The organism is Rhodococcus sp. 14-2483-1-2, assembly GCF_002259405.1.
Classification (GTDB): Bacteria; Actinomycetota; Actinomycetes; order Mycobacteriales; family Mycobacteriaceae; genus Rhodococcoides.
In genome coordinates, this window is sequence record NZ_NPFW01000020.1 from 151709 (window position 1) to 173912 (window position 22204).

20 protein-coding genes are annotated in these 22204 nt (G+C 63.5%); 7 read left to right on the top strand and 13 right to left on the bottom strand.

Annotated elements, in window-relative coordinates; genetic code table 11:
• Positions 1-80: 80 nt before the first annotated feature.
• The 10 genes from CH295_RS18125 to CH295_RS18170 all read right to left on the bottom strand — a co-directional run bounded on the left by CH295_RS18125 (position 81) and on the right by CH295_RS18170 (position 11902).
• Complete coding sequence (locus CH295_RS18125) at positions 81-890, bottom strand: HTD2 family dehydratase (RefSeq protein ID WP_094741513.1); 810 nt, start codon at positions 888-890, stop codon at positions 81-83.
• On the bottom strand, positions 890-2125 hold the full coding sequence (locus CH295_RS18130; RefSeq protein WP_094741514.1) for a CaiB/BaiF CoA transferase family protein: 1236 nt from the start codon (positions 2123-2125) through the stop codon (positions 890-892). Before CH295_RS18130 ends, CH295_RS18125 begins: the two co-directional genes overlap by 1 nt.
• Positions 2126-2154: 29 nt before the next feature.
• The gene (locus tag CH295_RS18135) at positions 2155-3513 is read right to left on the bottom strand and encodes an MFS transporter (RefSeq protein ID WP_094741515.1); all 1359 of its coding nucleotides are present in this window, start codon (positions 3511-3513) and stop codon (positions 2155-2157) included.
• A gap of 23 nt (positions 3514-3536) precedes the next feature.
• Positions 3537-4541, bottom strand: a complete 1005-nt coding sequence (locus CH295_RS18140; protein ID WP_094741516.1) for a hydroxymethylglutaryl-CoA lyase — start codon at positions 4539-4541, stop codon at positions 3537-3539.
• Positions 4538-5818, bottom strand: a complete 1281-nt coding sequence (locus CH295_RS18145) for a hydroxymethylglutaryl-CoA reductase, degradative (RefSeq protein WP_094741517.1) — start codon at positions 5816-5818, stop codon at positions 4538-4540. The genes CH295_RS18140 and CH295_RS18145 overlap by 4 nt, the downstream gene beginning before the upstream one ends.
• Before the next feature lie 138 nt (positions 5819-5956).
• Complete coding sequence (locus CH295_RS18150) at positions 5957-7879, bottom strand: helix-turn-helix domain-containing protein (protein WP_094741518.1); 1923 nt, start codon at positions 7877-7879, stop codon at positions 5957-5959.
• A 125-nt stretch (positions 7880-8004) separates the two neighbouring features.
• Positions 8005-8814 carry an ABC transporter ATP-binding protein gene (locus tag CH295_RS18155; RefSeq protein WP_094741519.1) on the bottom strand — a complete coding sequence of 270 codons (810 nt, stop codon included), beginning with the start codon at positions 8812-8814 and terminating at the stop codon, positions 8005-8007.
• 9 nt (positions 8815-8823) lie between these two features.
• Entirely contained in the window at positions 8824-9852 is a 1029-nt protein-coding gene (locus CH295_RS18160) for an ABC transporter substrate-binding protein (RefSeq protein ID WP_094741520.1), read from the bottom strand.
• Between the two features lie 35 nt (positions 9853-9887).
• Complete coding sequence (locus CH295_RS18165) at positions 9888-10757, bottom strand: ABC transporter permease (protein WP_094741521.1); 870 nt, start codon at positions 10755-10757, stop codon at positions 9888-9890.
• A 116-nt stretch (positions 10758-10873) separates the two neighbouring features.
• Positions 10874-11902, bottom strand: coding sequence for a LacI family DNA-binding transcriptional regulator (locus CH295_RS18170; protein ID WP_094741522.1), 1029 nt, complete (start codon positions 11900-11902; stop codon positions 10874-10876).
• Between the two features lie 214 nt (positions 11903-12116).
• On the opposite strand from CH295_RS18170, the gene CH295_RS18175 reads away from it, so the two are divergent.
• Genes CH295_RS18175 through CH295_RS18190 form a run of 4 tightly spaced genes read left to right on the top strand, consistent with a single transcriptional unit; the run spans position 12117 to position 16379 of the window.
• Positions 12117-13274: a Gfo/Idh/MocA family protein gene (locus tag CH295_RS18175; protein ID WP_094741597.1), complete on the top strand. Its 1158-nt coding sequence runs from the start codon at positions 12117-12119 to the stop codon at positions 13272-13274.
• Positions 13271-14452 (top strand): dihydrodipicolinate synthase family protein, encoded by a 1182-nt coding sequence (locus CH295_RS18180; protein ID WP_094741523.1) that lies wholly within the window; start codon positions 13271-13273, stop codon positions 14450-14452. The genes CH295_RS18175 and CH295_RS18180 overlap by 4 nt, the downstream gene beginning before the upstream one ends.
• Positions 14449-15300 carry a sugar phosphate isomerase/epimerase family protein gene (locus tag CH295_RS18185; RefSeq protein ID WP_094741524.1) on the top strand — a complete coding sequence of 284 codons (852 nt, stop codon included), beginning with the start codon at positions 14449-14451 and terminating at the stop codon, positions 15298-15300. Before CH295_RS18180 ends, CH295_RS18185 begins: the two co-directional genes overlap by 4 nt.
• Entirely contained in the window at positions 15297-16379 is a 1083-nt protein-coding gene (locus tag CH295_RS18190) for a glycerate kinase (RefSeq protein WP_094741525.1), read from the top strand. Before CH295_RS18185 ends, CH295_RS18190 begins: the two co-directional genes overlap by 4 nt.
• A gap of 55 nt (positions 16380-16434) precedes the next feature.
• Here the strand turns inward: CH295_RS18190 and CH295_RS18195 are convergent, their stop codons facing one another.
• Both CH295_RS18195 and CH295_RS18200 read right to left on the bottom strand, forming a co-directional pair.
• Complete coding sequence (locus CH295_RS18195) at positions 16435-16812, bottom strand: DUF6941 family protein (protein ID WP_032384867.1); 378 nt, start codon at positions 16810-16812, stop codon at positions 16435-16437.
• Positions 16809-17630 carry a hypothetical protein gene (locus tag CH295_RS18200; protein ID WP_141217054.1) on the bottom strand — a complete coding sequence of 274 codons (822 nt, stop codon included), beginning with the start codon at positions 17628-17630 and terminating at the stop codon, positions 16809-16811. The genes CH295_RS18195 and CH295_RS18200 overlap by 4 nt, the downstream gene beginning before the upstream one ends.
• Positions 17631-17994: 364 nt before the next feature.
• Here CH295_RS18200 and CH295_RS18205 point away from each other — a divergent pair, with 364 nt between their 5' ends.
• Positions 17995-19740 carry a TerD family protein gene (locus CH295_RS18205; protein ID WP_094741527.1) on the top strand — a complete coding sequence of 582 codons (1746 nt, stop codon included), beginning with the start codon at positions 17995-17997 and terminating at the stop codon, positions 19738-19740.
• 130 nt (positions 19741-19870) lie between these two features.
• On the opposite strand, the gene CH295_RS18210 is transcribed toward CH295_RS18205, so the two are convergent.
• Positions 19871-21061: an MFS transporter gene (locus tag CH295_RS18210; RefSeq protein WP_094741528.1), complete on the bottom strand. Its 1191-nt coding sequence runs from the start codon at positions 21059-21061 to the stop codon at positions 19871-19873.
• A gap of 123 nt (positions 21062-21184) precedes the next feature.
• Between CH295_RS18210 and CH295_RS18215 the strand changes: the two genes are divergently transcribed.
• A complete protein-coding gene (locus CH295_RS18215; protein WP_094741529.1) occupies positions 21185-21802 on the top strand; it encodes a TetR/AcrR family transcriptional regulator in 618 nt (205 codons plus the stop codon).
• Between the two features lie 107 nt (positions 21803-21909).
• Positions 21910-22197, top strand: a complete 288-nt coding sequence (locus CH295_RS18220; RefSeq protein WP_094741530.1) for a hypothetical protein — start codon at positions 21910-21912, stop codon at positions 22195-22197.
• The last annotated feature ends 7 nt before the right edge of the window (positions 22198-22204 follow it).

Here is a 22204-nt window from a genome sequence, read left to right on the forward strand (position 1 = left end):
AGGCGTCGTTCGCACCGCGTCGGCTGCGCCGCAGGATTTGTACACGATGCCGGATGAAGCGATCGGGGACTCCGGGTACCTCAGGTGTGGACACTTCCGCGAGCCAGCACTGCATCCTCGGAGTCCAGCAAGAATACTTCGCTCCCGCTTTCGGTCTCGTTGCCCACCATCCGGACAGCAGTATCGACGAACATCGGTGCTTGCATCTGGATCGAAAAGCTGCGCGGCCGCACGGCAGTCCGTGATCGAAGCGCAAAGTCCAGCAGCAGCATTCGTATCAGGGGCCCGTGCACCAGTAGATCATCGAGTCCTTCGATCGATCGTGCCCAGTCTCGGTCGTAGTGAACGCGGTGAGTATTGAAGGTCATCGCCGAGTACCTGAACAATTGCCGTGAATCGAGAACAAGCGGTTCCGACCACAACCACTCGACGTCAGGCGCTGGTGTCGGGGGCTTGGCCGTGTCACCGGGCTTCGCGGCGTCGAGAAACACGTCGTGCCAGACACTCGATATCGCGAGTACGCCATCCACTCTGTAGGTGCGTTCTACATCGGCGAATACGAGGCGTCCACCGCGCCCCTGTTTTTCGGTGATCGAGCCGGCCGTCACTGTTTGCTCTACAGCATCGCCGTAGTGGATCGGCCGGTGAAAGACGGTGTCCTCGCCCGCGTACATGCGTCGAGGCAGATCGACTACCGGTAGCACTCCGTCGTCGGCTGGGGAGCCGTCGGGCCGGAGCGCGTCCAGTTCGGCGTCGAATGGAAAGTAGATCCCCTCCCATCCTGGAGGAAGCTCACCGGTTGGGTTCGGCTCTGCCGCATCAGCGGCGAATGTTCCCCGGTAAGCGAGTGCGGGGGTAAGTCCTATCTCGTCGGTGCGGACCACTGCCATCAGACGACGCCATCATTGCGCAGGTCGGCTATTCGTTCCGCGGAGTACCCGGCCAATCCTGCGAGGACCGAGTCAGTGTGCTCACCAAGTCCGTTCGCTCTGCGTGCAGGGTTCGCGGGAGTAACGCCCATCTTGATGGGTTGCCCGAACATTCGGAGTGTGCCGAACTTCCCGTAGTCGGCTTCGACGATCATGTCGCGTTCCGCGGTGCCCTCGTCGTCCACCACCTCACCGATGTTCTTGATGGCAGTGAGCGGGATGACTGCACCAGCGAGGTCTTCGAGTTCGGATCGCTTTCGTCCGTCGAACCAGCTGATGATCAGCGGCTTGACTCTGCGCTCATAGACGTCGGGATCGAATCTCTTTCGCATGGTGTCGATCTCGGGATCGACCGCAGCCTCCGGTGTACCGAACAGTTCGCAGCTGGCGTTCCACAGCTTGTCGGTGTAGCCACCGAAGAACACCTGCCCGTCGGCGCAGGGGAACAGTTCGTACGGTCTCACCCAGGCATGTTTGTTTCCTGATGGCACCGCCGTCTTACCGTCGACGGTGTAGTCGACAACGGCCGTTTCTGTCATCGCCACGATGCTGTCGACCTGGGCGACGTCCACGAGCTGACCGACTCCGGTCCGCTCCGCGTGGCGTAGCGCCGTGAGTGCGCCGATCACACCGAACATGGTTGCCGAGAGGTCTCCGATGGTGACCCCGACGCGCACGGGATCCTCGCCCACCTGACCGTTCATCGACCACAATCCGCCCGCCGCCTGCGCAGTATTGTCGAACGCCGGATGTGTGCTGCGAGAGCCTGTTTGGCCGTACCCGGAAATAGCGAGGTAGACGAGCCTGGGATTGATCTCGGCCAACACGGCGTAGTCGATTCCCAATTTCTTTGTTGTGCCGGGCCGGAAGTTCTCGATCAGTACGTCGGCCTTGGCCACCAGGTCCTTCAGAACGGCTTTGCCCTCGTCGGCACGCAGATCGAGCGTCAGGCCCAGCTTGCCTCGGTTGTACTGGGCGTAATAGGCGCTGAATTCGTCGTCGTCGGTCTTCAGGTACGGCGGGAAGCCGCGAGCTACGTCGGGACCTGTCGGGTTCTCGATCTTGATCACGGTTGCGCCGAAGTCGGCAAACATCTGAGCTGCATATGCGCCGGCCAGCACGTGGGATAGATCGAGTACCACCACGCCGGACAAGGATCCGGCGTCGCCTACGAAGTCGGGAGCTAGCGAAGTCATAATTCTCTTCCGTTGATTCTCGGTGCAGATCAGCTGACGGGTTCGACGTCCGCGACCATGATGGGATCCAGTGTGTCTGCGTCGACCTTCGAGGGCAAAGTTTCGGGCAGGAATGCGATTCCGATCAATCCGATGATGCTGAGCCCCATCAGGTATGCGCCTACCAGCCAAGGGCTTCCGCCGGATGTCGCGACGAGTGCCGTGGCGACGAGAGGCGCGGTACCGCCGACTGCGGCTGCCGGGATTTCACGAGAGATTGCGATACCGCTCCAGCGAGCATTCGTCGGGAAGATCTCGGCGAGTAGGGCAGCGGAGACGCCGATCGTTGCGCCCTGGATGATCGCGAGACCGAGGACCAGGCCGACACCGACCAGCAGAATGTTCTCGGTCCCGTACAGCCAGAACAGCGGGAAGGAGAGGACGATGCCGAACACGGCCGCGCCGAGGAGAACTGGTTTGCGGCCAATGCGGTCCGCCAGTTTGCCGAAGTACAGAGTGGCAGGGATGGTCAGTAGCTCTGCGACGATCAAGGCGACCAATGCCGCTGTCGGATTGACGGTGAGCGTACCGGTGACGTAGGAGACCGAGAACGTCTGCACGATGTAGACCCACGGCAGCGTGAACGTGAACAGGGCCATGCCGCAGATCAGTACGCGCCAGTGGTTCTTGATGGCCCCGGCCAACGGGGAGTTCATCACGGCACCGTCTTTCTCGGCCTCCTCGAATGCGGCGGTCTCGGTGACACGCAAACGGAAATACAGTGCGAACGCGACGATCACGGCGCTGGCAATGAAGGGGACACGCCAGCCCCACGACAGGAACTGTTCATCCGGCAGCAAGGTGAGCAGGGCGAATGTTGTTGTTGCCAGTGCCATTCCGATATAGACCGAGGCACCGGGGAATCCGGCAGTGTACGCGCGGCGTTGGGGGTCGGAGGATTCGCTGGCCATGGTCATGGCACCTGCGAATTCGGCACCGGCACCTGCACCTTGGAAGATACGCAGCACGATGAGCAGGATAGGTGCCCAGACGCCGATGGATTCGGCTGTGGGGAGGAGCCCGATGAACGTCGTTGCGACGCCCATCATCATCAAGGTGACCAGGAGCGTCATCTTGCGTCCGACGCGGTCACCGTAGTGCGCGAAGATCAGACCGCCGATGGGCCGTGCGCCGAACCCGACTGCGAATGCAGCAAACGCGCCCAGCATGCCGGCGAGATTTCCCGCACCGGGAAAGAACAACGGCGCGAACACCAGTGCCGAAGCGAGGCCGTAGAGGGTGAAGTCGTACCACTCGATGATGGTGCCCACCGAGCTGCCGATGACGGCATGGCGGCGCTGCTCTTTGGTTTTGGCGTCGGCCTCGGGGAGGCCTTGTGTGTTGGACATGTCAGTTCCTAGGGGAGATGCAATCAGCGGATGGGTGAGAGCGTTGTGTTGCCGTGCTGCGGAGCACCGGTGCGTGCTGCGGACAGAGCTCGAACGACTGCCGACGTGCTCGGCCGGTCCAGGTGCTCTGCGAGCCATAGGGACACGTCGGCCATGGCGTGGAGGTCGATCCCGGTGTCGATGCCGAGTCCGTCGAGCATCCACACGAGATCCTCGGTGGCCAGATTCCCTGTGGCACCGCGGGCGTACGGGCAGCGGCCCAAACCTCCTGCAGACGAGTCGAATTCGGTTACCCCGGCCAAGAGTCCGGCGTAGACGTTGGTGAGTGCCTGCCCGTAGGTGTCGTGTAGATGCAGGGCAATCTGCTCGACGGCAATGCCGCGTTCGCCAACAGCGTCGAGCACAGCATGTAAGTGCGCGGGCGTCGCGACTCCGATCGTGTCACCCAGTGACACCGAACCCACCCCCATCTGGATCAATCGTTCGGCGACATCGGCGACGCGTACGGGATCCACCGACCCCTCCCACGGGTCGCCGAAGCACATGGAGACGTATCCGCGAGTGGCTGCGCCGGCTGCCGCGGCACCTGCAACAACGGTCTCGGCCATGGACAAGGAATGGGCAACGGATGTACCGAGGTTGTTCTGGGCGAATGTCTCGGTTGCGCTGACGAACACGGCGATCTCGGAGGCTCCGGATGTCAATGCTCGATCCAGCCCGCGTGCGTTGGGGGCCAGCACAACCTGACGGACTGACTGCGGCAAGTTCGCTTGTGCCATCACATCTTCGGCATCGACGAGTTGCGGCACCCAACGAGGAGAGACGAAGCTGGTGAGTTCGAGATTCGTCACGCCGGCTGCAACGAGTCGTCGGCAGAACTCGACCTTCGTCGCGGTCGGCACGATGTGGGGCTCGGCCTGCAAACCGTCGCGTGGACCGACTTCGTAGACGCGCACTGCTGCGGGTAACGCCGGATCACGATGAACGTCAGGTCGCGGGCTACGCGCGGCGTCGGGAACCGGCGTCATACCAAGCTGCCGTTGCGTAGTTCTCCGAGAACCAGTTCGGCGTGCTCGACGCGAATCGATCGGTCGCCGATCAACCGCTGTACGACATCGTCCAATTCGTCTGCCGTCGCACCGGCGGTGACAGCAACGGTTCTTGCATGCAGTCTCATGTGACCCTGTTGTATGCCCTCCGCAGACAACGCCCGACATGCTCCCAAATTCTGGGCCAATCCGACGGCGGCGATCACCGATGCCAGTTCGGTCGACGACGTGACACCGAGGATTTCGATTGCCGTCCGTGCAACCGGGTGTGCCTTGGTGGCACCTCCGACAAGGCCGACGGCCATGGGGACTTCCAGCGTTCCAGACAGGTGGCCGTCCGCTGTTTTCTCGAAATGCGAGAGTGCCGTGTAGCGGCCGTCGGCACCGACGGCGTGCGAATGACACCCGGCCTCGACAGCGCGGGTGTCGTTTCCGGTGGCCAGCACCACCGCGCTGATCCCGTTCATGATGCCTTTGTTGTGAGTCGCGGCGCGGTAAGGATCCGCTTCTGCGAATGCAGAGGCATGGATGATGTTGTCCACCACTTCCGGCCCGCCCAGCAGGTCGCGATCGAACACTGCACGGGCCCGTGTGATGCGGAGGTCTGCCTTGTTGGTGAGAATTCGCAACAGCGACCGGCCGCCCGCGATGTCGGCGACACGCGGTGCTACTGCCTCGGCCATCGTGTTGACCGCATTGGCACCCATGGCATCTCGTACGTCGACGACGATGTGTACGACGACATGAATTCCCGTGCGGGTGGAAAGGACGCGGACCGTGAGGTCACGGGCTCCGCCGCCGAATCGGACGAGAGTCGGATCCTGTGCGTTGCACAACGAGAGGATGTCGTCACGGGCTTCGAGAATCCGGAATCGAGCCGCCTCGGGATCCTGCACATCGAGCAACTGAATCTGTGCCTGCATGACCGGGCCGGTGTGCGAGACAGTGAAACCCCCGTGCGGACGAGTCATCCGGGCCGCGTTGCTGGCGGCCGCCACGACCGAGGGCTCCTCGGTTGCCATGGGCACCAGATACTCGCGGTCGTTGACCACCAGATTGGTGGCAATGCCCACGGGGATGCCGAGCACACCGACAACGTTCTCGACCATGTGGTCGGCCTGCTCTACGGACAATCCTGTGGTGGGGTCCAGTGAGGCGAACGTCGAGAAATCGAGGCCGGTGCGATCCGACAGTGCGCGGCGACGTTCCACCGGTGACAAGTCTTTGAATCCTGCAATTCGACTACTGATCGGCACTTCGATCCTCCGCGCGTTCGGTTGGACCTGTCGGTGAAGACGAGGTTCTTTGGTGAGCGAGCGCAACGTTACGTACGGCATGTGACTTAGGATATGTAGTTTCGACACATTGATCGGCGCTCAAAATGGGCGCTGAACCTATGGGTGAGGACTGGTCGATACTCGCAGGGCCTCGAGTCGTACTGCCGTGGAGATACGGAACAGAGATTCGTCGTCACGCCAGTTGTCTCCGAGTATCAGTCTCACTCTGTCGAGTCGCTGAAGAATCGTGTTGGTGTGATAGTTCAGGGCGCGCGCAGTCTTTGTCGGGCTCGAATCGCTGCGGACGAACGCACGCAGTGTCACGAGAAGGTCGGTGCCGTGAGCTTGGTCGTAGGAGATGACCGGTCCGATGATGTGGTCGATGAAGGTGTGTACTGCTTCGGGTTGCGATCCGAACATTGCGATGTACGGCAGGAACGCTTCGGTGGTGACCACCCGGTCGTCGATGCCCAGGGCTTCCAGCAATCGAGCAGTCCGATGGGCGACCTCGAACCGTGCGGACAGTCGCTCGACCGAATCGGCTCGCGGAGGAACGATTACAAGAACCGGGCTAACGCCTCCGGCGAGAAGCGACTGCCGTGCGTCCGCGGCCGCCTCGGCAGGTGCCGAACTGTGTATAAGTGCAACGAGGGCGTCCGAGTACGTGCTGACCAAGCCACCCTCTCGGAAGCGTGTCGTGATCAGAGATGTTGCGATCGAACGTGATTGAAGCGGGACAACGAAAAGCAGCACTGTGTCGAGAGTGGCGGCATCGACGTGATGGGCGCGAGCGCGTCGATCGAAGTCGCGCCGGCGCCCGGCGGATGGGTCGAGTGCGTCCGCGATCAGTTCGTGTCTGGCGCGTCGGTCGGAGTCGTCGACTGCGTTCTGCTGCAACGTGAGTAGTGCAGCCACTTGTGCTGCCCGTTCGATCGTTCGGTCGTCGACCGGCCCCAACTCCAAATCGCCTGTACTGAGTAGGACTGCGCCGAAGAAGAGCTCGCCCGCGGTCACGGCCGCCACGACTTGAATATCGGAGCCGTCGGACTCGATGTACGAGCAGTGCCCGGTGGCGCGACTGCGGTCGATGGCGAGGCGCACGATGCTCGGTGCGCTGAGAGTAGCCGGAATGTGTACGCCCGCTTCCGAGGAGGCAAGCACTCGCATGTCGGCATCGACGATGGTGACGTAGCGACCGAGAGCTTTCGCCAGAGTCGTTGTCACCTCGGTGAATCCGCCACCGACGAGCACTGCCTGCACCAACTCTTGATGGACGGTGTTGGAGCGATCACGCACCGCGACGTGTTCCGTCAGCCGGCGCAGCGCGCTGCGGGCATCATCCTCGGACGCGCGAAGGCGGGCGAGGGTGTTTGCGGATTGAAGGACGATCGACGCGTGGTCGGCGAGCGCCGAGAGCAGTGCGATCTGTTCGGGCGCGAAGACGTGCTCCTGCCTGGTGGCGGAGAACAACACGCCGAGAACCTGGCCCTCCGAGAGCATCGGTACCCCGAGTATGGAGACGATGCCCTCCAGAGACACGGCATCGTCGATGTCGGTGTCGTGAGTCCCCTCGTCGTATTCGCTGTAGCGGCGAACCCATTGCGCGCTTCTCGACTCGGCTACGCGGCTGGCAAGGCCTGTACCAGCAGGCACCCGCAAACGCCGAAACTGTGGAGTGACCGAGCCATTCGTTTTCCGCACGTGCAGGTCCGCCGTTTCCGAGTCGAACTCGGACAAGTAGGTGACGTCGCTGCCCATCATGTCGTGGGCCCGGGACACGAGCCGTTCCAACAGCCCGTCTATGTCGCGGACTTCGGCGAGGTCGCGTGCGGTGGCGAACAGGGCACCGAGTTCGTACTCACGGCGGCGCAATCGAGTGAGCTCTTCGCGAGTCGAGCGAGCGCGGTCGAGAGTGTAGGTGCGAGTCCGGTCATCGATCTCCAGTTCAGCGAGCAACGCTGAGAGGTCACCGTCGTCCGATACGCCCGATACTGCGTCGGCGATTCGGGAGATGACGCGGGATAGATCGAGGGTCGTCATGAATGCCGAGCCTAGTCAATTCAGCAGGGCAATCGACCCGTCGAGCGTCGACGAAAGCCGGTCACCGTCCGAACGACAGCCCCTGCAGACCGAACAGGGCTGCAGGGGCTCTCGTGCATGAGCGCTCAGTCCGCGCTCGTTGTCGCTCCCAGCAGATCGCGGACAGTGTTTGCAACACTGATGAATTCGGGCTTCTCCATCGTTGCGCTGTAGTCCCGATGCACAGGAAGGTCGACGTCGAGGATGTCCACTATCCGACCCGGCCGCGGGCTCATGACGACCACCCGGTTGGCGAGGTAGACCGCTTCGGCCACGGAGTGGGTGACCAGCATGACCGTCGTTCCGGTTTCCCGCCAGATGCGGTGCAGTTCGACGTTCATCTTCTCGCGAGTGAGAGCGTCCAGAGCACCGAACGGCTCGTCCATGAGCAGCACCTCCGGCTCGTGCAGCAGTGCACGGCACAGGGATACGCGCTGCTGCATGCCGCCGGACAGCTCGTGGGGGAGAGCTCCCTCGAAGCCCCCCAAACCGGTCATCTCGATGAGCTGATCGGCTTTCGCGGCCGCGGCCTTCCGGTTCATCCCGCGCATCTCACCCTGAAGCAGAATGTTCTTCCGCACCGTCCGCCATTCCAGCAGGGCAGCGCGTTGGAAGACGTAACCGATGTTGCGCTGGGGGCCGTGCACCTCCTTGCCTGCCAGCTCCACCGAACCGCGAGAGGCACCGGTGAGGCCGGCGACCACCTTGAGGAGGGTGGACTTGCCGCAGCCGGACGGCCCTGCGATGGAGACGAATTCGCCCCTGCCGACCTGGAGGTCGACGTCGGAGAGAGCGGTGACGTCACCTCGCTTGGAGGAGAACTGGACGGTCAGGTTGTCCACCGATACCGCGGTGTCGGTCATCGTCGTCGGCCGTTCACTGGTGATGGCGTTCATGATTGCGTCTCATTCCTCGTTGGAGGTGAAGCTGGAGTCCCAGTACGTCGACGCCTCGGCTCCGGTCTCGGTGAGTCCGGCGTCGCTGAGGATGCTGATGGTTTTGGCCCAGTCCTCGTCACTGTTGACGCCCGGTGCCATTCCTTCGGTGTTCTCGGTCGTGAGCAGTGGGATCGTCTCCTGCCATTGCTGCAGCAGCACCGACTCCGGCGGAGTCTGCGGGTCCTTACCGACCATCGACGCCACGGCTGCTTCAGGATTGGCGATAGCTGCCTCGAACGACTCGCGGGTGGCGTCGACCATCGCCTGAGCGAGCTCCGGCGAGTTCTCGATGGTCGACGTGTTGGCGATGAGGCCGTTGCTGTAGAAGTTCAGACCCTCATCGGAGTAGCGGAGATAGCGCATCTCGCGTCCGGACTTGTTCGCGATGTTGGGCCCTTGGTCGTGAGCGAAGCCGATGAGACCGTCGACCTGACCCGAGAGCATCGCTGCGATCTTGCCTGCGGAGTCCAGACTCTGCTGCTGAACCTGGTCCTCGGGAACTCCGGCGCGGTCGAGGAAGATGGGGAATGTGGTGGTGGGGGCGTCACCGGCGGACACGGCGATGGTCTTGCCGGCGAGGTCGGCGGTGGTCTGAATCGGTCCGTCCGCGTAGACCTGCACAGCCGACGGCGTCGTCTGCAGGAATACGCCGAGACTCTTGACCTTCACGCCCTTGTCGATGTTGGACATCACGGCCGCGGTGTCGGCCCAGCCGAAGTCGGTTTGGTTCGAGCCCGCCGCCTGGGCGGTTTTGGTGGATCCTTGGCCGGCGGTGATGGTGAGGTCGATACCGTGCTCGGCGAAGATTCCCTCCTGCACGCCGTAGTAGAACGGGGCGTGCTCGCCGTAGGGATACCAGTTGAGCATCAGCGAGGTTGCGGTGGTCTCACCGTCGGTGCCAGGGGCCTTTTCCTCGCCGCCACCTCCTCCGCTGCATCCGGCGAGTACCAGAGCGGACGACGCGACGGTCGCCACCAGAACGTTCTTGAGCTTCATGGAATGTGTCCTTCGATGTAGGGAGAGCATGCGGGTCACACAGCGCCGACGGACGCGGTGGAGCGACGCGATGCGTGCCAGGGAATGAGGAATTTCTCGGCGATCTCGATGATCAGGAAAAGCACGATGCCGAGCAGAGACATGATGATGAGAGAGGCGAAAAGCATTGCCGTGTCGATGTTTCCGTTGGCCTGGAGAATCACGTACCCCAGACCTTCGTTGGCACCGACGAATTCACCGACAACCGCTCCGGTCACCGCGAGTGTTGCGGCGATCTTCAGGCCGGACATCAATTGCGGCAGCGATGCGGGAAAACGCACCTTGCAGAACGTCTTCCACTTGCTCGCACCCATCGTCGAGGTGAGTTCGAGGATCTCGGGATCGACTGAACGCAATCCCGCCATTCCGGCGATGACGATGGGGAAGAACGCCATCAGGACGGCCACGAGGATCTTGGGGCTCGGACCGAAGCCGAGCCACACGACGAACAGTGGCGCGATGGCGATCTTCGGGATCACCTGCGCGAACAGGATGAGCGGGTACATCGTCTTCTCGATCGAGGACGAGTAGATCATCACCACCGCGACGGCGATGCCGACCACCGAGGCGATGACGAAGCCGGCAATGGTCTCGTAGGTGGTCACCCAGGTGTGGCCGGCGAGGTAGGAGGCGTTGTCCACCATCGTCGACCACGTGTCACCGGGTGACGGGAGAATGTAGGGCGCAACGAGTTCGGAGGCGGTGACGGCCCACCAGGCTGCGACGAGCACAGCCACGAGGGCCAGTGGTCGCCACAGACCGGACCAGGTATTGCGGAGCGAAGGGAACCGTCGACGACGGGTCGGTGCGGGTTGAGGAACCGACGCAGTGGCAGAACGGACTTCGACCGACGATGTTGTCGTCATAAGGAGTCCTCGAGCTAGTAGGAGAGCGGGTCCGTCTACTCCCGCTGGAATGCGCTTTCCGAAGCTGTCGCCCAACGTAGTGTGATTGCGCGCACAGTGTCAAGCAATTCGGACAATCAGCTGTTCAGGGCAGTGCTGCGCCGCAGGACGACGGTGCCCGGTGCCCACTCCCGGCTTCCGGGACGACTCTGCGGATCGAGGGCGAGCTGCACGGCTCGTTCGCCGATGTCGACCAACGACAGAGCGACGGTCGTCAGGCTCGGGGAGTGATCCCGCAGGGTGGGGATGTCGTCGAATCCCGCGACGCAGACGTCCTCCGGCACGCTCAGGCCCAGCTCACGCCACGCTGCGATAGCCCCGATGGCCATGACGTCGGTGACCGCAAATACGCAGGGAGGTGTGCCGTGGCCGGGGGAGAGCTCGAGCGCAGCCGCCAGACGCCGGGCGGCGCTGTAGCCACCGTCTCGCGAGAAGTCCCCGGCCACTTCGATTTCCGGTGTGAGGCCGTGTGTGCACAGTGTCTCGACGAAGCCGTTGCGACGATCGGTCGAGGTCCGGATATTTCCCGGTCCGCCGATGATCGCGAAGCGGCGATGGCCGTGTTCGTGCAGGGCCTGCGCCAGAGCCGCCGATGCGGCGAAATTCTCGGGTTCGACCGCAGAGGCGAACGGCACTGGTTGCCCGATCACCACCACCCTGCCGCCGTTGTCGCGGTATGCCGCGAACTCCTGTTCCAACGCTCGGTCCAAGTCGCCACTCTGCCTCGAGCCGGCCAGGATGATGGCGTCGGCGCGGTGCGAGATGAAGGTGGCGACCGACTGCCGTTCGAGAGCGAAATCGCGCTCGGTACTGGCCAGCAGTACCAGCTTGTCGGCCGCGCGAGCCTCGTTCTGCACGCCGCGAACGATGGACGAGAAGTAGGGGTCGGCCACGTCGTGCACCACGAGCCCGATCAGGCCCGTCGACGACCGGGCCAGCGCTTGGGCCTGAGCGTTGGCGATGTAGCCGAGATCGGCCGCTGCTGCGCGCACGCGATCGGCCACACCCTCGCCGGGTATTCGTGACGAGCCGTTGAGCACCCGCGACGCAGTGGCCTGCGAGACGCCCGCCGCCGCGGCCACATCGCTGAGTCGTACTGCGGCCATGCACACTCACCCCCCCCTGCGAAATCATTGCGATCGACGGTCACCTCTTGACCGATCGACTTCGACAGCATAGCTTGGAAAGCGCATTCCGAAGCTGACTTTCCCTCACGACGCGTAGTGGACTTTCCGCCACACCGTCGATACGGCCCCATCCGTCATGGCTCGCCGTCGTCCCACGTCCTTCGTCATCAGTGCACAGAAAGGGCAATCTCTCATGCCCACACCAACCCGTACCTTGCGCATCGCCATGAACGGCGTCACCGGCCGCATGGGCTACCGTCAGCATCTCCTTCGGTCCATCCTGCCCATCCGCGACGCCGGTGGACTCCTCCTCGACGACGGCACGCGCATCCAGGTCGAGCCGATCCTGGTCGGCCGCAACGAAGCCAAGCTCCAGGAGCTCTGCACCCGGCACGGTATCGCCGAGTACACCACCGACAGCGCATCCGTCATCGACGACGCGTCCATCGACATCTACTTCGACGCTCAGGTCACCTCGCGTCGCGCCGAGGCACTCTCGTCGGCGATGAAGGCCGGCAAGCACATCTTCACCGAGAAGCCGACCGCCGAAACACTGACACAAGCCATCGAACTGGCCCGCATCGGACAGAACGCGGGCATCACGGCCGGCGTCGTGCACGACAAGCTCTACCTCCCGGGCCTGGTCAAGCTCAAGCGGCTCGTGGACGAAGGATTCTTCGGTCGCATCCTCTCCCTACGAGGTGAATTCGGCTACTGGGTCTTCGAGGGCGACGGTCAGCCCGCCCAACGCCCCAGCTGGAACTACCGAGCCGAGGACGGCGGCGGCATCGTCGTCGACATGTTCTGCCACTGGAACTACGTGCTCGAAGGCATACTCGGCAAGGTCGAGACCGTCACCGCGAAGACCGCCACCCACATCCCGACGCGCTGGGACGAGCAGGGCAACGAATACGCCGCCACCGCAGACGACGCTGCCTACGGCATCTTCGAGATGGAGAACGGCGTTGTCGCCCAGATCAACTCGTCGTGGGCGGTGCGAGTGTTCCGAGACGAACTGGTCGAATTCCAGATCGACGGCACGCACGGATCGGCGGTCGCGGGGTTGCGCAACTGCGTCGCCCAGCATCGTTCGCACACCCCCAAGCCTGTGTGGAATCCAGATCTGCCCGTCACCGAACCGTTCCGCGACCAGTGGCTCGAGGTCCCCGCGAACGCCGACCTGGACAACGGTTTCAAGTTGCAATGGGAAGAGTTCCTGCGCGACGTCGTCGCCGAACGACCGCACCGCTACGGTCTGCTCTCCGCCGCCCGCGGTGTTCAGTTGGCCGAGCTCGGTTTGCGATCGTCCGCCGAGGGCCGCCGCCTCGACGTCCCGGAGATCGCGCTGTGACCGCCGTCGACTCCCGGGTGTCGATCATCCTCCCGGGCCACGGGTTCTACGCGCTCGGCGAACCGGGCGAGTGGATCAAACCCACCGCACCCATCACCTCACGCGTCGCATATGCCGCCGCACACGTCATCCCTAGTGCTATGGGGGACAACACTCCTGGGGCTCCCGCCGACATCGACTGGGACGCCACCCTGGCCTACCGCCACGAACTCTGGTCCTACGGACTGGGCGTCGCCGACGCGATGGATACCGCCCAGCGCGGCATGGGCCTGGACTGGGCCGCGACGTCCGAGCTGATCCGCCGCTCCGGATCCGAAGCCGCTCGCGTCGGCGGGTCACTCGCCTGCGGTGCGGGAACCGATCAGCTCGACCTCGCCACACTGCCGTCGGGCAAGGACGGTCTTGCTGCCGTGCTCGACGCTTACCGCGAGCAGATCGCGGTGGTCACCGAGTCGGGCGCGAAGGTCATAATCATGGCCTCACGCGCTCTGGCTCGGGTCGCGACGTCTGCCGACGACTATCTGTCGGTCTACTCGACCCTGCTCGACGAGGTCGACGATCCCGTCGTATTGCATTGGCTCGGAACGATGTTCGATCCGGCGCTCGCCGGGTATTGGGGGAGCTCAGACATCCCCTCGGCTACTGCGACTTTCGAGAGCCTGATCGCCTCGCACTCATCCAAGGTCGACGGCGTGAAGGTGTCGTTGCTCGACGCCCAGCACGAGATCGCCCTGCGAGCCGGGCTGCCCGACGGCGTCCGCCTCTACACCGGCGACGACTTCAACTACCCCGAGCTGATCATCGGTGACGGACAGCATCATTCGGATGCGCTGCTCGGCATCTTCGCCGGTATATACCCCGCGGCGTCGACGGCATTGCAGGAACTCGACCTCGGCAATACGGCTCGCGCCGAGGATATTCTGCGCTCGACGCAGGAACTCGGCCGGCACATCTTCGGCGCTCCCACGTATTACTACAAGACCGGAATTGCGTTCCTGTCGTGGCTCAACGGCAAGCAACCTGGGTTCTCGATGGTGGGCGGCTTGGCATCTGGACGCAGCGTGAAGCATGTGACGACGCTGTTCGTTCTGGCCGATCGCGCAGGGTTGCTGGCGGATCCATCGCTGGCCGCGCACCGCATGGGGCTCTACCTCGAACTGAACGGGGCAGCGTCGTGAGTATCGCACCGTTCGACCTCGACAACCCCTACGCAGCACTGTCTCTCAACACCAAGACGACGAACGCCTGGACGCTGAAGCAAGCCGTCGACGGTGCCGCGCGAGCCGGGCTGGGTGCAATAGGTCCGTGGCGGGATCGAATTCAGGAATCCGGTGTGAGCGAGTCGGCCAAGCTGATCTCGGACGCCGGTCTGCGGGTGTCGAGCCTGTGCCGCGGCGGTTTCCTCACGGCGATCGACGACGACGGTCTCGACGACAACCGTCGCGCTCTCGACGAAGCCGCCGAACTCGGAGCGCCCGAGCTCGTGATGGTCATGGGTGGCATCCCCGATCGCGACCTCGTCGGAGCTCGGGCTCGGGTGGAGGAGAGGCTGGCCCTGCTGGTTCCGTACGCACTCGAGCGGGGTGTGCGCATCGCGCTCGAACCCTTGCATCCGATGTTCGTGGCCGACCGCGCGGTCATCTCCACACTGGGACAAGCATTGTCGATGGCCGAGCCGCACCCAGAGGAGGCCGTGGGCGTCGTCGTCGACACCTTCCACGTGTGGTGGGATCCGGATCTGGAGTCACTGATCCGAATTGCTGGTGATCGTGGCCGCATCAGCTCGTACCAGGTGTGCGACTGGCTGGTGCCGATGGAAGCCGACCCCCTCCTCTCGCGCGGAATGATGGGCGATGGTGTGATCGACTTCGAGTCCATCGGCCGATGGGTTCGAGGCGCTGGATACCGGGGTGATGTGGAAGTGGAGATCTTCAACGCTGCTGTGTGGGCGACCGACGGGGACCAGGTGATCGAGACGATGAAGCAGCGCTACCGCGATCTGGTTCTGCCCAGTCTGATCGCATGAGAATTCTCTTCGCCCCCGATTCCTTCAAAGGCACCATCGACGCTGTCGACGCCGCCGCGGCGCTGACCGAGGGGTGGGCTGCCGTCCGCACCGGTGACGACCTGGTGTCGATGCCGCAGGCCGACGGGGGTGAAGGGACACTCGATGTGCTTGCAGCGTGCTCGGCTGACCCGACGTGGTCGTCGGTGTCCGGTGTCTGCGGCCCGGACGGTCGGCCCGTCGACGCGCGATGGTTGACGCTCGAGAGCGGCCGGGCGGTGATCGAGCTGGCGGAGTCCTCGGGCATCGCGATGATGGAGTCGCTGAATGTACTGACCGCGACGACGCGCGGGCTCGGAGACGTGATCCGGGAGTGCGGTTCGGATCGAATCTCGGTGGCACTCGGGGGCTCGGCGTCCACCGACGGCGGGCTGGGAGTGCTTCGAGCGCTCGGTGTTCGGGTGCTGGACGAATCGGGTCAGGACGTTCCGGAGGGCGGTGCCGGTCTGGTGGCCGCCCGGTCGGTGGATGCGTCGGGCCTCGCGGGGGTGCCGTCCGATATCGAATTGCTGACCGATACGCGCGCGGTGTTGTTCGGACCCGACGGTGCCGCGCACGTCTTCGGGCCGCAGAAGGGTGCGTCGGCCGCTGATATCGAGATGCTGGACGGGGCATTGCAGCGTTGGGCAGACCTGCTCGCCGACGCCGGCTTGCCTGCCGACCCGTTCATGCCGGGGACCGGTGCTGCCGGCGGAGTGGGATTTGGGCTGTGCGCGCTGGGGGCTCGTATATCGGGCGGGGCCGAACGGGTGTCGGAGCTGACGGGGCTGTCGGCTGCTGTTCCTGCCGCCGACCTCGTGGTGACGGGTGAGGGCAAGTTCGATCGCACGTCGCTGACGGGCAAACTCGTCGGACATGTGGTCCAGATGTGTTCGGAGGCTTCGGTTCCGGTGGGGGTGGTGGCCGGGGCGGTGGATTCGGACGTCGACGTGCGGACCGTGTCGCTGACGGACCTTGCCGGCGGCGGAGAGGCGGCCATGGCGGATCCACGACGGTGGTTGATCGACGCTGGACGGCGTCTGGCCAATGAAGTCCGATAGCGAGGGGCACCGAGAACTGCGAGGGCGGCGCGGCCATGAGCATCGCGTCCCGACGTCAGCCGAAGGCGATGCGAAGCCCGACGCTCGCGGTGGCCCCACCGGCACTGAGGATGAAGTTGTGCCGCCCTTCGTCGCGGAACACCATTTGCATCGGTAGGAACCAGAAGCGATTCTCCCCGGTGAAGCCGGCACCGGGGATCTGAAGGCCACGTTGATTGACGATGTGTTCGCCGTTCGCGTCGAGCACTTCGAGTGTCGCGGGAAAGTCCTTACCGATGTCGTCGGGTCCCGTCTGCAGCAGCGCGACCAGTCGGCATTCGAGCATGCGGGTGTCGCGTGGAACCGTGCAGGTATCCCAGACGCCGCCGAGAATGTCCAGCATGTCTTCGCTGACCCGTGCGTACTCCGCGAAAAACAACCCGGTGATGATCATCGGCTGGTGTCATCCGTTTCGTAGTAGGGAAGTGATTTCATCGCATCCAGAACTGCCGGGCGAAAAGGTTGCGGCACTGTGTACTTGCCGTCGCAGACCAACCACCCGTCGGCAATGAATTGCTCCAGCATGCCGCGAAGTATCAACGCCGCGATGTGTTCGTACAGATCCCCGGCACCGACCGGGCCGACTGCCGGGAGCCGCGTCCGCGGAGTGCTCGTCATCGCGGCGAGAACGATCTGTCCGGCAACGACATCGACGGCCGGGGACGGACGGAGGGGATCCTCGCTGAAGAAGTGACGACCGATGACGTGCGAGAGTGCCGTTCGGTGAGCGGCCAGGGAGCTGGCAAGTGAGTGGGCAAACTGATGGGCATGTGGACCGGGAACGGCTGTGGTGGAGGTCAACTCGATCAGTCCGGCCGCCTTCGCCGCATCCCACAGTGTCATCAACCCTGGGATCTCAAGCATCGATCTCGACCTCGATGCCCGCCCATCCAACTCCACTCCGACGGCTTTCGCGAGCTCGCGAACCGACCCTGGCCGCGGAACACCCGTGCCGGTGATCGGTCGTGACGTACCGAGCCAGACGAGAAGCGAGCGAAGCTGCGCTATCGGCTTCGACGCGGTCAGCGCTGCCAACTCTTCGTCGGCGTCTGGCGTTGCGGGCTCGATGCCGTGGGGCGTCACCCGTTCGACCGGGGACTCGACTGCTGGCTCGACGTCGTCGGCCAAGTCCGCCGTGGTGGTACGAGATCCCCGGCGACCGAACAGTGGGATCACTTCGGCGAGGTCGCGATCTGTGCGGTGCGGAGTCACACGCACATCTTATGGAAGACGCGGGGGCTCGCGCCTTCTCGACTCTTTCCCGGAAGAAGAGCGAGCTGGTGCGATGAGCGAGCGTCGACTGCGCGACATGTTGGGTCTGTGAAGAACGAGTCGGTGTTCTAGGCGTCAGGGTCAGGACAGCTCGGTGCAGCGTGGATTGCGCTTATGCATTCTGTCTAAGGCGTAAGCAAGCAGAATGTGGCATCGGACATGCATCCCGGGTGCTTATGCATGCGTTCCCATGCCTAAGGCGCGATCTGCTCACACTGGCTGCGCCAGCCCAATTCGACTCGTGACGAGCAGTCCGTGCGGCATAGTGACCTCCATTGTCCGACGCGGTCGAAGGGGAAGCTCTGTGAGGAACGCGCTCAGAAGCGGCAGCGACAAGTGGGTCGTCGTCGATGTCGAGACCTCGGGTCTGAAGGCATCCCGTGATCGGGTGCTCAGCGTGGTCGCCATGACGGTCGACGAGGACGGACGCGTCGGACGCGAACTGTCGACTCTGGTCAACCCGGGCTGCGATCCGGGTCCGGTACACATCCACAAACTGACGCCCGAACGGCTTGCCGGCGCGCCGACGTTCGACATGATCGCCCCGCAGCTCATGGATCTGCTCGACGGTCGAACCATGGTCGCGCACAACGCAAGTTTCGACCACGGCTTCCTGAAGCTCGAATCGATGCGTGCGGGCATCGACATGCCGACGAAGCAACGGTTGTGCACCGTGGCATTGTCGAGGCGACTGCAACTCGACACTCCCAACCACAAGCTATCCACTTTGGCCGCGCACTGGAAAGTGCTGCAGTCCAATGCGCACGACGCCTACGACGATGCCCGCGTGCTGGCGCAGATTTTCACTCACAGTGCTCGATTGGCCAGGTCGCTCGAACTTCCCCTACCCGTCGTCACGTGCACCGAGCGTCTGACGCTGTATCCGGATACCGTTCCTCGAACGCATTGCACGTGGGAGAACCCCGGTCCACTCACCGAGGACGGCGGTCTGATTCAGGGCATGCGAGTCGTGATCAGCGGCGACACGCGCATTCCGCGGTTGCGTTTGGCCGCTCAGGTCACCGAAGCGGGCTTGGACGTGATGAACTCCGTCAGCCGATTCACCAGTGTGGTGGTGTGCTCGGATCCCACGACCGAAAGCAGAAAGGTGGAGCGGGCTCGGGCCCATGGACTTCGGATAATCTCGGAGTCCGAACTGCTCGACCTACTACGGGATGTGCAACCAGGAACGTCGAAAGGTACTCGGCCGCAAGTCCAGCCGAAGCCAAACGTGCAGCAGCCCGATCCAGTCGGCAAGCCCTGGCAGACAAGAAGGGTCTTGGTCATGGGTGGTTCGCATGCCGATTCTGTGCTGATGCGTTCCCGCCTGATCCAACTCGGTGCGACACCGGCTGTGAATCTCAGCGCTGGCGTGACCGACATCCTGATCCTGGACGGCGGCGATGGAGACCCCCGGATGCCGAAAGTGAAAGAACGGGATCTCACGTTGCTGACACCGGCGACGATAGACCGTGAGCTGAAGATCGAGGTGCCTGCTCCGCTTCCGGCGCGGCGGTCCCGAATCGACCCGCTGGTGCCACGTGGTGGTGTTGTCGATCTGGATCCAAGCTTCACCATGCTGACTTTGAACAGTTCGTGGCGGGCCGACGAGTCCGATCAGGTCGGTGTCGACGTCGTCGCCTTCCTGGTCAACGACGACGAGTTGGTTTCCAGTGACGAGGATTTCGTGTTCTACAACGCTCCGGCCACCTCGGACGGTGCCGTCTCGATGTCGATCGACGGTGACAGTGAGCAGGGTGTCCGGATCGATCTGGCGCTCGTTCCCGAGGAATGCGCGCGCATCGTCATCGCCGCAGCCATAGACGGCGACAAGACGTTCGGCGACGTCGGTGCAGTCTCGGTATCGCTCGATGGAGTCGATTCGACGGTCGCCACAGCCGTGCTCGACGCAGCCACGACCGAACAGTCGATGCTGTTGGCCGAGATCTACCGGCGAGGGAGTGGATGGCGCTTTCGACCCATCGGCCAAGGTTACGACGACGGATTGGCTGAACTGGCCGTCAGGTACGGCGTGGAAGTCGACGAGTAGCCAAGAACAGGATCCTGTCACTGGTGACTTGACTGGCATGAGCGTGAAGGCACCCAGAATTTTCCGGACTTGCCGACCCACAGTCGGCGACGTGTCCGGACCACAGACCGGCGCGTCGATTGCGAGGTTGTCATCCAGCCACCCGTGACGCGCGACGACTGACGAACAGCAGTACCACCGCACCGGCGGCGAGAACTGCTCCGATGGCAGGCAGAACCGACACGCTGCTGCCGCCGGACAACGCTATCGAACCGATCCAGGCACCCGCTGCGTTCGCGAGTTGGAACCCGGCAATGTTGACCGTGGCCGCGAGGTGGGGTGCTTCACTGGCCGCGCCGATCAATTTCGAGGCCAGCGGCGGAATGATGGAAAAGCCCGCTGCACCGAGAACGAACATCCACGCGAAGGCGAACCACGCTGTGCCGCCGAAGAGGAACAGGACAGCGAGTGCGCCGGCGAGTGCCGTCAACGCTGTGTAGAGCGTCGTGTCCAGTGCCTTGTCTGCGAAGTGCCCGCCGAGCTGGTTGCCGACGACGGAGCCGACGCCGAAGACGAACAGCACGATGGTGACGGTGGACGCGGAGATGCCGGCGTGATCGGTGAGGTACGGCGCGATGTAGGTGAACACCACGAACAGCGCGGCCTGGCTCAGCGCAGTGAGCCCGATGGCCCACAACACCGGACCTCGGGTGAAGACGCTCAGTTCCGAAGTGGCACTGCCGGTGTGGTGTGACGGTGCTGCGCGTCGGGTCGAGGCGATGAGGGCGGCGGTGACGAACAACTGGAAGAGTGCGACGATGGCGAAGGACCAGCGCCACCCGAGCTGTGAACCGATCAGTGTGCCCAGCGGAACTCCGAGCACGGTCGCGAGGTTGAGGCCGAGCGTCACGCGGGCGATCACTCGGCCCTGAAACTCCGGCTCCACCAATGACGTTGCCAACACCAGGCACAGGGCGAAGAACGTGGCGTGGGGGAGTGCGGTGATGACGCGGAACACCACGAGGGTCGCGAAGTTCGGGGCCAGCGCGGTTCCGATGTTGCCGACGATGAACAAGGCCATCAACGCTGCGATGAGTGGGGTCCGGGGAACCCTGGTGGTCGCGATGGTGAGCAGCGGCCCGCCGATCACGACCGTGACGGCGTAGATCGTGACCAGCAGGCCCGCAGTCGAATTACCCACGCCTACATCGGAGGAAATGTCTCGAAGAACCCCCGCCACGAGGTATTCGACGGTTCCCACTCCGAACACTGCGAGCAGCATCCAGAAAATGGCGACGTTCGCGTTCACCGCGGGCGAGTCGTTGCGTGTTTCGGTGACCATTGTCTGCCCCTTCGTTCCATGAAGAACTGAACCTCCTGTCGAAGGCTAGGCGATTCGTTTAATGATCGCTACAGGAGTACGATGAATCCCAGTTGCGAGAACGGATCGAGATGTGGAGGGCTGATGGCCGGCGTACGAGGACAGGGCCGAAAGTTCGATGTCGACTCAGCGCTGGATCAGGCGATGTTCGCCTTCTGGGAACACGGCTACGAGGGCACCTCGGTCTCGATGCTCACCAGTGCGATGGGCATCAACCCGCCGAGTCTCTACAGTGCGTTCGGTGGCAAGGAGGGGCTTTTCTTCGCAACGATCGATCGCTATCTCGCCACCCGAGGCGACTTCATGGAGCGAGCGTTCGCCGAGGAGCCCCATGTGTTCACGCTGATCTCGAGACTGCTGTACGACGCGGCCGCGCACTACACCGATTCATCATGTCCGGGAGGCTGCCTGATCATCAGCTCGGCCGTCGGCGTGACCGACGCCAACCGCACCATCGCAGATCGATTGCGCGACATGCGCAATGCCAACGTGTCCCTGCTGGCGGATCGTATTTCCGAGAACGTCGCCGCCGGCATCCTGCCTCCGTCATGGGAGCCGGTCGACGTCGCGGAATTCATCGGCGTGATAATTCAGGGCATGTCCCAGCGCGCCCGGGACGGGGCAACGCGGCGTCAACTCGAACAGGTGGCAGAGATGACGCTTGCTTCGTTGGGGCCGGTTCCCAAGTCAATAGCGCGATGACGGCGGGTAACGCGACTCGGTTCTCGTGCGACTTCACAGGGGAAGGGATCGAGTCGGTGGCCTGACGGGGGCCGGCGACGACTGTGCCACCTACGAAAGGTCCTCCGATGACCCACTCCAGCCGACGCATAGCTGTTCTGACCGGACTCCTGGCGCTACCGCTCACAGCCGGAGCCACGATAGGAGTCGGGACAGCCAGTGCCGACGAATGGCACTACGGCCCCGTCTATCGCGCGGAGCAATCCGGCGAAGGCGCACAGTACTTCTGCAACAAGGCGTTGTCGCTCGAGCAGGCGTCGCAGTCCTACATCCTGGTGCCCTGCACCAACGTTGCGGACACCGATGTCTGGTATCGAATCGTGGTGAACCCCTACAACTGGGGCTGGAGCGGATAGCGGAACC